8 protein-coding genes and 1 pseudogene are annotated in these 13,032 nt (G+C 73.3%); 5 read left to right on the top strand and 4 right to left on the bottom strand.

Translation table 11 applies throughout. The annotated features are described in order from the left end of the window. Window positions 1–423 precede the first annotated feature (423 nt). The gene (locus H9641_RS01945) at window positions 424–4,572 is read left to right on the top strand and encodes a hypothetical protein (protein WP_404821915.1); all 4,149 of its coding nucleotides are present in this window, start codon (window positions 424–426) and stop codon (window positions 4,570–4,572) included. Between the two features lie 558 nt (window positions 4,573–5,130). Here H9641_RS01945 and mscL read toward each other — a convergent pair. Together mscL and H9641_RS01935 are read right to left on the bottom strand one after the other, a co-directional pair. After that, the gene (gene mscL, locus H9641_RS01940) at window positions 5,131–5,577 is read right to left on the bottom strand and encodes a large conductance mechanosensitive channel protein MscL (RefSeq protein WP_191800495.1); all 447 of its coding nucleotides are present in this window, start codon (window positions 5,575–5,577) and stop codon (window positions 5,131–5,133) included. A 164-nt stretch (window positions 5,578–5,741) separates the two neighbouring features. Beyond that, complete coding sequence (locus tag H9641_RS01935) at window positions 5,742–6,437, bottom strand: SAF domain-containing protein (RefSeq protein WP_191800493.1); 696 nt, start codon at window positions 6,435–6,437, stop codon at window positions 5,742–5,744. Between the two features lie 79 nt (window positions 6,438–6,516). Between H9641_RS01935 and H9641_RS20875 the strand changes: the two genes are divergently transcribed. Beyond that, window positions 6,517–6,732: a hypothetical protein gene (locus tag H9641_RS20875; protein WP_404821916.1), complete on the top strand. Its 216-nt coding sequence runs from the start codon at window positions 6,517–6,519 to the stop codon at window positions 6,730–6,732. Between the two features lie 14 nt (window positions 6,733–6,746). On the opposite strand, the pseudogene H9641_RS20870 reads toward H9641_RS20875, so the two are convergent. Continuing rightward, a pseudogene (locus H9641_RS20870) lies at window positions 6,747–6,887 on the bottom strand (FmdB family zinc ribbon protein); the annotation flags it as partial. A 159-nt stretch (window positions 6,888–7,046) separates the two neighbouring features. Between H9641_RS20870 and H9641_RS01925 the strand changes: the two are divergent. Next, window positions 7,047–9,749 carry a penicillin acylase family protein gene (locus H9641_RS01925; protein ID WP_318244319.1) on the top strand — a complete coding sequence of 901 codons (2,703 nt, stop codon included), beginning with the start codon at window positions 7,047–7,049 and terminating at the stop codon, window positions 9,747–9,749. A 104-nt stretch (window positions 9,750–9,853) separates the two neighbouring features. Here the strand turns inward: H9641_RS01925 and H9641_RS01920 are convergent, their stop codons facing one another. Continuing rightward, entirely contained in the window at window positions 9,854–10,492 is a 639-nt protein-coding gene (locus H9641_RS01920) for a 5-formyltetrahydrofolate cyclo-ligase (protein ID WP_191800489.1), read from the bottom strand. Between the two features lie 307 nt (window positions 10,493–10,799). Here H9641_RS01920 and H9641_RS01915 point away from each other — a divergent pair, with 307 nt between their 5' ends. Continuing rightward, window positions 10,800–11,423 (top strand): GNAT family N-acetyltransferase, encoded by a 624-nt coding sequence (locus H9641_RS01915; protein WP_191800487.1) that lies wholly within the window; start codon window positions 10,800–10,802, stop codon window positions 11,421–11,423. An 81-nt stretch (window positions 11,424–11,504) separates the two neighbouring features. Beyond that, the gene (locus H9641_RS01910; protein ID WP_191800485.1) at window positions 11,505–12,974 is read left to right on the top strand and encodes a hypothetical protein; all 1,470 of its coding nucleotides are present in this window, start codon (window positions 11,505–11,507) and stop codon (window positions 12,972–12,974) included. The last annotated feature ends 58 nt before the right edge of the window (window positions 12,975–13,032 follow it).

The following is a 13,032-nucleotide window of genomic DNA, read 5'->3' as shown; positions in this document are numbered from 1 at the left end:
TGCACGAGACCGGACCGGGACGGGTGCTGCGCCCGGCGGGGGGGGGGCCCGCCTGTGCGTCGGCACACGATGTGGCACCGAATGCCACGTTGACGGCCGTCCAGGAAGAATCCGCCACGACGAACTGGACGGGCGTCCACTTTCACCCGGTGTCCCTCTCCCACAGGTTTGACGAACGGTAGAAGACCTTGCAGAATCATCTCTGACGGTGCGTATCGCCTGCCCCCTGCGCGGTGCGCACCGTCCTCACACTTTCTCGGCCCGTTCTCGGTGCGCAATGACGCTCACAGCGAGTTCACAGGAGCCGGACTTCTTCCCGATCAATGGCCCTGGTGGCCCGCCTCGTCGCCCCGAGCAACCCGAAACGGCCGCTCACGGCGTGCCGGTGCCGGTTCCGTCACCCGTGACGGTTAGCGTTCCAGAGTGAACGCAGCCGCCCGCACCTCATCTGCCCACGAGTCCGTGGCCGATCCCGCTCGGCCGCTCACCGACCAGACCGCGCCCGACGGCGCATCAGCCGGTGCCTCGCCGAACGGAGCCGACGGCACGCCCGTCGCGTCGCCACCGGTGCTCGTCGAGCCCCCCACGACCGCCGAGCTCGTCGAGGACGCGGTCCGGTCCTGGCGAGCCTCGCTCGTCGAGCTCGCGGGTGGTTCCTCGCTCGCGGACATCGGGCTCCTGGGTGACGCCGTCATCGACCTCACCGCCGCCCACCCGTCAGGGGTCGCACAGCTCTTCGCCGGTCGTCCGACCCGGTTGTCCAACCTCTTCCGTGAGGGCGCGTCGCTGCCAGCTGCGCGCCGCAGGGCCCGCGCTGTGGTCGTCCGGTCGCAGGAGCACGCCCAGCGCTACGGCGTCGCTCCGACCTACCTCGCGATCGGCGTCACGACCTGGACCGAGGAAGAGCCCTCCCGGCTCCCCACCGACGACGTCGCGGCGCTCGCGCACGTCGCCGGCTCGACGCACGGCCGGACCATCGACGGTGCGACCGGCCTGCCGGCCGACCCCGCGGACCCGGCCCACGAACCGTCGGCGACCGACCCGGCCCAGACCCCCCAGGGCGACCACGACGCCACCGCGAGCACGCCGCGCGGGGCAAGCGGCGCCGGCGGGCCCGACGGCGGCACCGCGAGCCCGGCCGGTGAGGCCCCTGCGCCCGACCCGAGCCTCCCGCGCACCGTGCGCGCCCCGGTCCTACTGCGACCACTCACGCTCACCCCGCGCGGCGACAGCGAGACCGACTACGACCTGACGCTCGAACCGACCGTCGAGATCAACCCCCTGCTCGCTCGCACGCTGCGCGCCCACGGCGGGCTGATCGACCCCGTGACGCTCGCTCGCAGCGCGTTCACGCCCGCAGGCTTCGACCCCTCGGACGCGCTCGCGCGGATCACGGCCGTGGGCCGGGCGGTGCTCGGCGACTTCGAGATGACCCAGCGCGTGCTCGTCGGGACCTTCGTCCACCCCGGCCAGGTGCTCGTCGACGACCTCGACGAGCTGGCCTCCGGGCTCGAGCGGCACGAGGTCGTCGCGGCGCTCGCCGGCTCCGACGAGGCCGCGACCGCGCTCGAGCGCGAGCTCCCGACCCCGCGCGTCGGGGACGCGGACCCCACCCAGGAGCGCGGCGTGGGCGACCTCGACCCCGCCCAGCGCCACGTGATCGACACCCTCGCGACCGGCAGCCACCTGTTCGTCGACGCTCCCGCGGGGTCCGACGTCGCGGGCACCCTCGCGGCCGTCGTGGCCGAGGCGGCAGCCAGCGGGCGGAGCATCCTGTACGTCCCCGGGCACCGCCGGGCGGCGGACTCGCTGACCCACCGGCTCGAGACGCTCGGCCTGGACGGTCTGATCCTCGACATCGAGCCCGAGCCGACGTGGCGGGCCACGGCCTCGCACCGACTGCTCTCGGCCATGGCCGCGGAGGCCGAGGTCGTGGACACCGACGCGGTCGCCCGCGTGCGCGACGGGCTGCTGGGAGCACGCGCCCAGCTCTCGGGCTACGTCGAGTCGCTGCACCTGGTGCGCGAGCCCTGGGGGGTGTCCGCGTACGCGGCCCTGCAGGCGCTCGCACGCCTCACCGCGCAGCGCCCTGCGCCCGCGACGACCGTCCGCCTCGGACCCGAGGTCACGCTCCGCATCGGTGCCGAGCGCCGTGGCGAGCTTGCGGCGCGCCTCGAGGGCGCGGCCGACGTCGGCGCGTTCACGCTCCGTTCGACGTCCACCCCCTGGTTCGGTGCGGACATCACGAGCACCGAAGGCGCCCAGGACGCGCTGGTCCGGGTCGAGCGGCTCACGGGCCGGACCCTGCCCGAGCTCCGCGAGCAGGTCGAGTCGGTCGCCCGGACCACGGGCCTGACACCCGCCACGTCGGTCCGCCAGTGGGGCGAGCAGCTCACCATGCTCGGCGGGATGCGCGGCACCCTCGACGCGTTCCAGCCCCTGATCTTCGAACGCACCGCGACCGACCTCGTCGAGGCCACCGGCACGCGCCAGTGGCGCGCGGACAACGGGATCGACATGGGGTGGGCCCACCGGCGGCGGCTGCGCAAGCAGGCCAAGGACATGCTCCGCCCCGGGGTCCGGGTCGCCGACCTCCACGCGGCTCTCGTCGAGGTCCAGGCGCAGCGTGCGGTCTGGCAGGCGCAGTGCCCCCGCGGTGGCTGGCCCACCCTCCCGGAGGGGCTCGCCGCGATCGAGGACACGTTCGAGGCGGTGCGTCTCGACCTCGAATATCTCGACCCCGTCCTGTCCACGACTCCCGTCGGCTCGGACCTGATGGACCTTCCCCTCCCCGAGCTCGCGGCACGTCTCGCGAGCCTGAGCGAGGAGAAGGACGCCCTCGAGCACCTGCCGGCGCGCACCGCGGCACTCCGGTCGCTGCGAGACGAGGGGCTCGGCGATCTCCTCGACGACCTCTCGGCCCGCCGGGTCGAGAAGGAGCTCGTGGGCCCTGAGCTCGACCTCGCGTGGTGGAGCTCGGTGTTCGAGCAGATCCTCGCGCAGGACCCTGCGCTGGCCGGGCAGGACGGTGCGGGCCTCGAGGCTCTCGCGGGCCGGTTCCGCGAGCTCGACCGGACCCACATCACGGCGCTCTCGGCCCCTGTGCGGGTCGCGGTGCGAGAGCACCTCGGCGGTGCGATGCGTGATCACCGGTCCGAGGCGGAAGCCTTGTTCACCGAGCTCCTGGAGGGGCGGCTCACGAGCCTGCGCGACGCGCACGAGCTCTACCCCGAGGTCCTGCGCCGGTTGCGCCCGTGCGTCGTCGCCTCACCCACGCTCGTGCCGCACCTGTTCACCCCGGCGCGCACGGTCGACCTCGTGATCCTCGACGCCGTGCAGCACCTGCCTGTCGAGCTCGTGCTGTCGGCGCTCGCCCGTGGCCGTCAGGTCGTCGTCGTCGGGGACCCGCGCGCGGCGTCCGGGTCGACGGTCAAGGAGCTCGCCGCGGTCCTGCCCACGGTCGCGCTGTCGGCGGGCGGCGCTCGACGCGACCCGTACCTCACGGCCTTCCTGGTCGCGCACGGGTACGCGGGCGTGCTCCGCCCGAGCCCCCTGCCGCGCGCCGAACCACTGGTCCATCTCGACCTGGTCGACGGCGCCGGGATGCCGGACCCGACGTCGGGCGCGGTCGAGAGCACGCAGGCCGAGGTCGACCGGGTCGTGGAGATCGCGATCGAGCACGCCATGACGCGCCCCGAGGAGTCGCTCGCGATCGTCACGGTGAGCGCGGTGCACGCCGACCGGATCCGGGACGCGCTGCTCGCCGAGGTCCGGCAGAACCCGGCCCTCGCCGCGTTCTTCTCGGGTGCGCGGGCCGAGCCGGTCGTGGTGGCCGAGGTCTCGGGGGTCGCGGGGCTCGCGCGCGACGCGATCGTCCTGTCGGTCGGCTACGGCCGCACCCCGCACGGGCGGGTCCTGCACCGGTTCGGTGTGCTGAACGCTGCGGGTGGGGACGCGATGCTCCTCGACACGCTGGGGTCGGCGCGTCGTCGTCTGCACGTGGTCACGTGCTTCACCGCGGCCGACCTCGATCCCGAGAGGCTGCGTGGGCACGGTGCGAAGCTCCTCGCGGAGGTGCTGGACCTCGCCGAGCAGCGCAACGGTCGCGCGGACCAGGTCACCCTGGGCAACGGTGTGGACGTCGGGGGGAACCCGGACCGCCTCGTGATCGACCTGGCCGAGCGCCTGTGGCGTGCGGGCCTCGTGGTCGAGACCGACTACGGCGTGGCCGGCGGCGACCGGATCCCGCTGGTCGTGGGGCACCCTGACATCCCGGGCGAGCTTCTCGTGGCCGTGCTGACCGACGACGACGCGTACGTCGCCGAGCGCAGCGTCCGCGTCCGCGACCGGCAGATCGCGGAGCGGCTCGAGGCCGCGGGATGGGTCGTGGCGCAGGTGTGGTCCGCTGCGGCGTTCCTCGACCCGGCCAAGGAGGCCGAGCGCATCCGCCGCGTCGTCCAGTCGGTGCGCGACGCGCGGCTGCCCGAGCGGGGCGGGATCGCGCAGACGGGTGGCGGCGACCGGATCGTGGTGGTGCCCGTGGTCGCGGACGACGAGTTCGGCACGGACTGACGGCTGAGAGAATGGACGGGTGCTCCCCGACGATCCAGCTTCCCGTCCTGATGCCTCGGCCCCTGCGGGCGACGCTGCGGGCGACGTCCCTGCGGTCGGCGCGCCGGCCGGGCATCCGCGGCGCAGGTCCCGCCGAGTCGTGCGGCGAGGTACCGAGCAGGCGGGGGTCGCGGGCCTGGGGTCTGACGACGACGCCGTGACCTGGGGTGACGCGCGCCCGGGGGCTGCGGGGAGCAGTCACGACGCCGAGCTCCTGCGAGACGTCCCGCCGCACTGGTCCTGAGTCGTCCGCTGCTCGGCGGTGTCCGCTGATGTCGAGAGCGGGCCATGGCTGCAGCTGTCGGCGGGCTGCCCGAGAGCGGCCCGGATGGTCAGACAGGCCGCCCGAATGGCCGGGTGCCACGGCGGGCTCCACCGGTGGGTCGGTGTTGCCAGGGGGCGGTGTCGTTTCTGCGTAGCCACCACAATTGTGGTGGCTACGCAGAAACGACACCTTCCTCTACCCGCAGGTGAGGTGGGCGGCACGCGGCCGCCGCCCTGACGGCGCGAGCACGAGGCTCAGCGGATGCTGGGCCCGTCGACCGGACCGGAGCCCGGCCCCGCGCCGCGCGCGTTCTGCGCCGCCAGCAGGTCGCGGATCTCCTGGAGGACCAGGACGTCCTCGGCCGGCGCCTCGGGCTCGGACTCCTCGCCCTTCTTGCGCATCGAGGCCAGGTGGTTCATGGGCATGACGATGACGAAGTAGAGAGCGGCAGCGACGCACAGGAACTTGAAGAGAGCGTCGAGGATGAGGCCGATGCTGAAGTCGGCACCGTTGATGGTGAAGTTCCAGACCCCCGTCAGGTCCGGCTTGCCGAAGATGGCGGCGACGAGCGGGGTGATCAGGCCGTCGACGATCGACGTGACGACGAGCGTGAACGCTCCGCCGATCACGACACCGACCGCCAGGTCGATCGCGTTGCCGCGGAGCACGAACTCCTTGAAGCCGTTGAACACGTTCTTCATGCCAGTTTCCTTTCGAGAGGGGCGCAGACCCGGTCTGCGCGCCGATCTCTCGGCGGCGTCCGGCCAGCGGATTTGTACCGTCGCGATCCTTCCATGCTCAGGCGGTCGCGCATCTGGGCGTCTCGGCCCACCCCCTGTCCAGGTGCCGCCGCCGGCGGGCGTCACTACTGCACCAGGACGGCCGAGAGCCCGCCCCACTGGCCGAGCCCTGCGAGCGACGCAGCCTCGTCGGGCAGCACGGCCACGAGCGTCACGCCGTCCTCGGCCGGGTCACCGCCGAGCAGCCCGCCCGCGGCCTCGGCGGGCACCCCTGCCAGCACGAGCGCACGTCGCGCGACGTACGTGCCGGGCGCCCCGCCCGTGGGATCGTCGGTGCCGGACGCCGCGACGAGGAGGTCCACCCGGTCCCCGGGGCCCAGCAGGGCCGACACCGCAGGGTCGGCCAGCCGGACGGGTGCGACGACCGTCCCGCTGGGAGCCGAGGCAGCGAGGTCGCCCGCGGCCACGAGCGACGGGGTGACGGGCTGCGCGCGCGTCAGCGCGACGGACGTCGTGCGCCCGACGGCGTCGCTCACCCTGGTCAGGGAGGCCTGCGGTGCGAGCGACGACACGACGTCCTCGACCCGGAGGTCGCGACCGGTCAGCACGACCCCGGCCCCCACGTCCCGTGCGGCGACCACCACGGGGCTGGTCTCGGGGGGTGGCGGGCTCACCCTGCCCACGACGACCGCGGCCGCGAGGCCGCACCCCACGGCGACCACGACGGGACGTGACCGCCATGCGAGGGCGTGCAGGCGCCGTCGGGCTGCTGAGGACCGCGGACGGGCCGAGCGCCCGGAGCGCTCTGAGGAACGAGACATGGCGCGACCGTAGAGCGCCCGCGCGGTGTCGCGTGCGACCTCGGGCTCAGCTGTGGACGGTTCGCGCCGCTGACGGCCTGTGGACGGCCAGGAGGCGCGTCAGCTCGCGGAAGAGCCCGACGAACCAGACGAACCGCTCGACGACGACGTGCCCGTCGAGCCGCTCGACGACGAGCCGCTCGACGACGAGCCGCTGCTCGACGAGTCAGACGACTTGGACCCCGTGGAGGGCGTGGTCGACGAGCTGCCGGCGCCCATGCTGGACGACTTCGAGGACCGCGAGTCCGTCCGGTAGAAGCCCGACCCCTTGAAGGTCACCCCGACCGACGAGAAGACCTTGCGCAGGCGTCCGCCGCACTCCGGGCACACCGTCAGAGCATCGTCGGTGAACGCCTGGTGGATGTCGAAGGCGTGGCCGCAGGCAGTGCACGTGTACGCGTAGGTGGGCACGGTCTCTCCTCAAGAGGTCGCGGGGGGAGTGCGGTCGTCACGGGCCGGGCGCGAGCCTGGACCGGGCGTCCGACGCCCGCTCGGAGGCAGGGCCGGACTGGCACTCGGGGCTTCTGAGTGCTAATCATACGCCTGGCCCGCCCGGGGTAGTCTCGCACCGTGTCTGCTGAAGTCCCTGCCGGAGTCCACGGCGACCCGTCGCCGCCCGCCCACCTGTCCCGACGGGGAGGTTCTCGAGCCCGCCGGGCCACGATCGCGATCGCCGCGCTGCTGGTCGTGCTGCTGGTCGGGGTGTCGATCTTCACGTTCGTGACCGTCCGCCGCCCTCTCCCGCAGACCGACGGCACCCTCACGGTCCCCGGCCTGGACGGCGAGGTCAGCGTGCTCCGCGACGCGCAGGGCGTGCCGCAGATCTACGCGGACACACCCGAGGACCTGTTCCGCGCGCAGGGCTACGTCCAGGCGCAGGACCGCTTCTTCGAGATGGACTACCGCCGCCACGTCACCTCGGGCCGCCTGGCAGAGCTGGTCGGGGACAGCAAGGAGGCGATCGACGCGGACAAGGTCACGCGCACCTTCGGCTGGCGCCTCGTCGCCGAGGAGGAGTGGAAGATCATCGCGCCGGAGACCAAGGCGTACCTCCAGGCCTACGCGGACGGCGTGAACGCCTACCTCGAGGACCGCGACCCGAGCGAGATCGCGCTCGAGTACACCGTGCTCGGCACGAGCGTGAGCGTCGCCGACCCCGAGCCGTGGGACCCGATCGACTCGCTCGCCTGGCTCAAGGCCATGGCCTGGGACCTGCGCGGCAACTACGACGACGAGCTCGAGCGCGCCATCGCCTACGGCAGCTTCGCCGGCACGGCGACGGGCACCGAGGACCCCGCCCGCGTCGCACAGGACGTCGCCCGGGTCGCGACGCTCTTCCCGGCCTACGTCTCGGACACGAACCTTCCCGTCCTCGACCCCGCCGAGGTCCCGACGGCCACCGCTCCGGCAGAGGTCGACGTCGAGGACGTCGAGCAGACGAGCTACATGCCGACCCTCGCTGGGAGCGAGCTCCAGTCCGCGGTCGGTGCCGCGGACCGGGCGCTCGCGGCCGTCCCCGTCCTCGTCGGGCGCGGTGAGGGGACGGGCTCCAACTCGTGGGCCGTCTCCGGTGAGCACACCGAGAGCGGCAAGCCGCTCCTCGCGAACGACCCGCACCTCGCGCTCCAGGCCCCCGGCGTCTGGGCCCAGGTCGGGCTCCACTGCAACACCTTGAGCTCCTCGTGCGGGTTCGACGTCGCGGGCTTCTCGTTCGCCGGGTTCCCGGGCGTCATCATCGGCCACAACGCCGACGTCGCCTGGGGCCTGACCAACATGGGCGCGGACGTCACCGACTTCTTCATCGAGCGCGTCCGTGACGAGACGTACCTGCGGGGCGACGACTGGGTGCCGCTCGAGACCCGCACGGAGACCATCAAGGTCAACGGGGGCCAGGACGTCGAGCTCGAGGTCTCGTCGACGCTCCACGGCCCGATCGTCTCGACCGTGCTGCCGCTCGACAGGGTCGCGGAGGCCCCGACCGAAGGCACCCCGCTCGGGGACTACGAGGTCGCGCTCCAGTGGACCGCGCTCGAGCCCGGCCGTACGGCCGACGCGGTCTTCGCGTTCGACCTCGCGGCGAGCGCCGACGACATGCGCGAGGCCGCCGCGCTCTTCGAGGTGCCCGCGCAGAACGTCGTCTTCGCGACGACCGACGGCCACATCGGCTACCAGGCTCCGGGCAAGATCCCGGTGCGTCAGGTCGTCGAGGGACCGGTGCCCTCGGACGGCACCTGGCCCCGTCCGGGCTGGGACGAGCGCTTCGACTGGACGGGCTACGTGCCCGCCAAGCAGATGCCCGGGGTCGTCGACCCCGAGGAGGGGTTCATCGTCGCGGCGAACCAGGCCGTGCTGCCCGCCGGGACCACCCCGTTCCTCACGACCGACTGGGACTACGGCTACCGCTCGCAGCGCATCCGGACGCTCCTGCAGTCCGAGATCGACTCGGGCCGCAAGATCGACGTCGAGATGATGAACACCATCCAGAACGACGACTGGAGCCCGTTCGCCGATGCCCTGCTCCCGTCCCTGCTCGACCAGGACATCGAGAACAGCAAGGGCGTCCGCAACGACTTCGCCGCCGAGGGACAGGACCTGCTGACCGACTGGGACCGCTCGATGGACATGGACTCCGCGGCGGCGGCCTACTTCGCGGCCGTGTGGCGCAACCTGCTCGAGATCACGTTCTGGGACGACCTGCCCGAGGACATCCGCCCCGCGGGCGGCAGCCGGTGGCTCGCGGTGGTCCAGAACATGCTCCTGGACGAGACCAACGCGTTCTGGGACGACCGGCAGACCGTGAGCGTCGTGGAGACCCGTGACGAGGTCCTCAACCAGGCGCTCGTCTCGGCCCGCCTCGACCTCACGACCGAGCTGTCCAAGAAGACGACGGACTGGGAGTGGGGCAAGCTGCACACGCTGTCCCTGGGGCACCTCGTCCTGGACAACGACGCCGTCCCGGGCTTCGTCCGGTCGTACATGAACCCGCGCACGGTGAGCATGCCGGGCGGGTCCTCGATCGTCAACGCCACCTCGTGGGACGCCGCGTCGGGGAACTTCGAGGTCACCTCGGGGCCGTCGATGCGCATGGTCGTCGACCTCGACGACCTGGACTCCTCGACCTGGGTCACCGTGACGGGCGCCTCGGGTCACCCGGCCTCGAAGCACTACGAGGACCAGCTGGGCACCTGGGCCGCGGGCGAGACGTACGCGTGGCCGTTCTCGGTCTCGGCCGTGGCGGCCCAGACGAAGGACGAGCTCCGCCTCGTCCCGTGACGGGCGCTCCGCCGTCGGGCACCGCCTGCCCGCCGGCGCCCCGCACCCGCCCCCCCCGGGCCCCCCGGCGGGCCGGCCCCCTTCGTCGTCGAGGAGTCGTGAGGTCAGTCCTGGACGAGCCAGCGCCAGCCCTGCGGGGTCGCGACGCCGTCGATCGTCCGGTCGTGCTTCTCGAGGGGGAGGGGACGCTCGTCGGCGTCGTAGACCTCGTCGGGGAACACCACGGCGATGACCTTGGTGCCGGGGCGCATGTGCTCCAGGGCGCGGTCGTACCAGCCGCCACCCTGACCCAGCCGGACACCGCGCGTGTCGACCGCGAGGGCCGGGGCGATGACGACGTCGGCGTCGACGAGCGCTGCCGCACCCAGGGCGGGTCCGCTCGGCTCGGGCGGGCGGCCGGGCGCACGCTCACGCAGGTCGTGCGAGCCCGCGTACTCGGCCCAGTCCCGCTGCAGGCCCGCGCCCAGCACGGGGAGCAGGACGCGGACGCCGCGTGCGGCGAGCCGGTCGAGCATCGCGGTCGTGCCGGGCTCCGTGGGGCGTGCGGCGTAGGTCGCGACGCAGCGCGCCGTCAGGACCTCGGGGATGGTCTCGATCACGTCCGCGATCGCGAGGGCCGCTTCGTCGCGGCGCCTCTCGCTGCGCGTGGATCGGGCGGTGCGGATGGCTTTTCGGAGGATCTCCTTCGCGTCCTCGGGTTCGATGCTTCCGTGCAAGGGGTAGGGCTGAACCGGGCCACTCATGCGCCTATTGTCGCAAAGGTTCGGGCAAGAAGTGTCCGGGGTCCCGTCGTCGGACGGAAAGGTCCGGAACGCGGGGCGTTCGCACGGACACGTGAGGGCGGTGGCGTGCGCGAGCAGGTGTCCCGCGTGGTGCGCGACCCGGCCGGCGGCGCTATTGTCGGTGCGCCAGATCGTGATACACCCTGTCCACCGGGCCTCACGTCAGTGATCCTGGTGCTCGGAGGCAGGACGTCTCGGGCTCTGCTGCCGGGAACGGATGATCGATGGGCGCACGACGATGACGAACAAGATCGCACGAGCATGGAGCATGTCGAAGCCCTGGCCGGTCACGCTGCGCGAGGACGCGGTGGACGGCAGCGTGGTGCTGCGCCCGCTGCACCGTCGTGACGGCCACGACTGGATGACGCTGCGGGCCCGCAACGCGTCGTGGCTCGAGCGCTGGGAGGCGACCTCGCCCCGACCCGGCACGGGAGCCGGCGGCCCGCCGACGTTCGGCGAGTACGCGCGCATCCTCGCCGCCCAGGCGCGCGCCGGCACGTCGTTGCCGTTCGCGGTCGAGCTCGACGGCGAGCTGGTCGGCCAGCTCACGGTCTCGAGCATCACCTACGGGTCGCTCTGCTCGGCGAGCATCGGCTACTGGGTCGGGGAGCACGTCGCGGGGCGCGGCGTGATCCCGACCGCGGTCGCGATGGCCACGGACTACTGCTTCCAGGTGCTGGGCCTGCACCGCATCGAGATCAACATCCGCCCGGAGAACGGCCCCAGCATCCGGGTCGTCGAGAAGCTCGGGCTGCGTGACGAGGGGCTGCGCGAGAGGTACCTGCACATCCAGGGCCACTGGTGCGACCACCGGACGTTCGCGATCACGGCTGAGGAGGTCCCCGACGGCCTGCTCGCGCGGTGGCAGGAGACGCGCCGCGCGGCCTCCTAGCGCACGGACGCGACCGCGAAAAGGACCGACACGCCGCCCGGCGTCCGGTCGACCGCCAGGGCCCTCGCCTACGGTCGGGATGTGGATTCGACGACGGGCTCAGGAGGCGTGGCGGTCCTTGCGCTGTTCGTCCTGTGGTTCGCCTACTACGTCCCGCACCGGGTCAAGCAGCGCCAGCAGCTGCAGGACGCCCGGGTCGAGGACAGGTTCTCGGGGTCCTTGCGTGTCCTCGCGGTCGTCTCGGGACGTCGGCGCGGGGCACCGGGGGAGGGCGCGGAGCACGCGTCGTCGGGCGAGGGGCGTTCGCTGCTCCTCGGTCCGGTCCCGGTCAGCGAGCCGGACGTCGCCCTGATGTCGAGGGCGTCCGACGCGTCCGGGTCGACGTCACGCGTCCTGCAGGTCACGACCGGGGTCACCACCGACCGCCGGCCATCGTCGGAGGAGGAGCCGCAGACCATGGAGACAGACGTCCGCGCGAGCGATCCTCGCCCGAGCATCCCGCCGCGCCGTCAACCGGCGGGCGGAGGGTTCGACGACCCCTTCCCCCCGCGCAAGGTCGCGTCCCCGTCGCGGATCGCGATGCTGGAACGCCGCGCCAAGGCCGCGCGTCGCCGGCTGGCGCTCACGGTCGTGCTGCTCCTCGCGAGCGTGGGGGCGTGGGTGGCCTTCGGGTACGGGCTGGTGCCCTGGTACGCCGCAGCAGGCCCGACGGCGGTCCTCGCCCTGGTCCTCGTCCTCGGCCGCCAGGCGGCGCTCGCCGGGAAGCGGGCCGATGCCAGCTGGCATGCGGACCGCCGCACGGCTGCGCGCGACGCTGCCCGGGCCGCACGGGGACCCGTGGCGGGCAGCCCGGTCGCGCCCCGCAACGTCCACCCCTCGCGCGTGACGGGCCACGCCGTCCGCTCGTCGCAGACGAGCACCCAGATGATCCCGCGCGTGACCGCCGAGGACCTGGCCCGCGGTGCCGCGCGCGGCAGGGACCAGCGCCCGGCGACCGGGTCGACAGCGCGCGTCGAGTCCTCGACGGAGCCCGACCAAGCTCGGCCCCGGACGGGCGCGAGCGGCGGCGACCTGTTCGACGACCGCGACCGGTCGGCAGGCCCGGCGGGCTCGACGGCCGGCGACGCACCCCGTGCGGGGACGGCACCCGGCACGCCTGCTGACCTCGGCGCGACCGCGGTGCACCTCTCCCCGGCGTCCGCACCGACCCCGGTCGTGCCCGCGGGCCGTCCGGAGACCCCCGAGGCCGAGATCGGCGGGGCCTGGGACCCGGTGCCCGTGCCACGACCGACCTACACCATGAAGCCCACGGCTGAGGAGACGGGCGTGCCGCCCGTCCAGGTGGCCGTCCCGACCGCCCCGCTCGCCCAGCCCACCCAGGACCAGGCGTGGTCCGAGGTGTCGGAGGGGACGCCGTCGGGCGTCGGGGCTCCTCAGGGCGACCAGCCCGTGCCGGTGCCCGCGCCCGGCGACGAGAAGAAGCCCCGGACCGAGACGCTGGGCCTGGACCTCAACGAGATCCTGGCCCGTCGACGCGTCTCGGGACAGTAGCTCCTGGGCCGTTCGCCCTGCCGAGGGGAGCGGATTTGTCGAAGAGCGCAGGTCAGGT

It is taken from the genome of Oerskovia merdavium, from assembly GCF_014836755.1.
In the GTDB taxonomy this organism is placed as follows: Bacteria; Actinomycetota; Actinomycetes; order Actinomycetales; family Cellulomonadaceae; genus Oerskovia; species Oerskovia merdavium.
The sequence above is the reverse complement of the archived record's forward strand: the minus strand, read 5'-3'. Positions and strand labels throughout refer to the sequence as shown.

What these genes read in the sequence shown, in the direction of transcription:
- mscL (WP_191800495.1), bottom strand. Translation starts at nt 5,577, where the DNA reads ATGAAGAACGTGTTCAACGGCTTCAAGGAGTTCGTGCTCCGCGGCAAC.
- H9641_RS01935 (WP_191800493.1), bottom strand. Translation starts at nt 6,437, where the DNA reads ATGTCTCGTTCCTCAGAGCGCTCCGGGCGCTCGGCCCGTCCGCGGTCC.
- H9641_RS01920 (WP_191800489.1), bottom strand. Translation starts at nt 10,492, where the DNA reads ATGAGTGGCCCGGTTCAGCCCTACCCCTTGCACGGAAGCATCGAACCC.
- H9641_RS01915 (WP_191800487.1), top strand. Translation starts at nt 10,800, where the DNA reads ATGTCGAAGCCCTGGCCGGTCACGCTGCGCGAGGACGCGGTGGACGGC.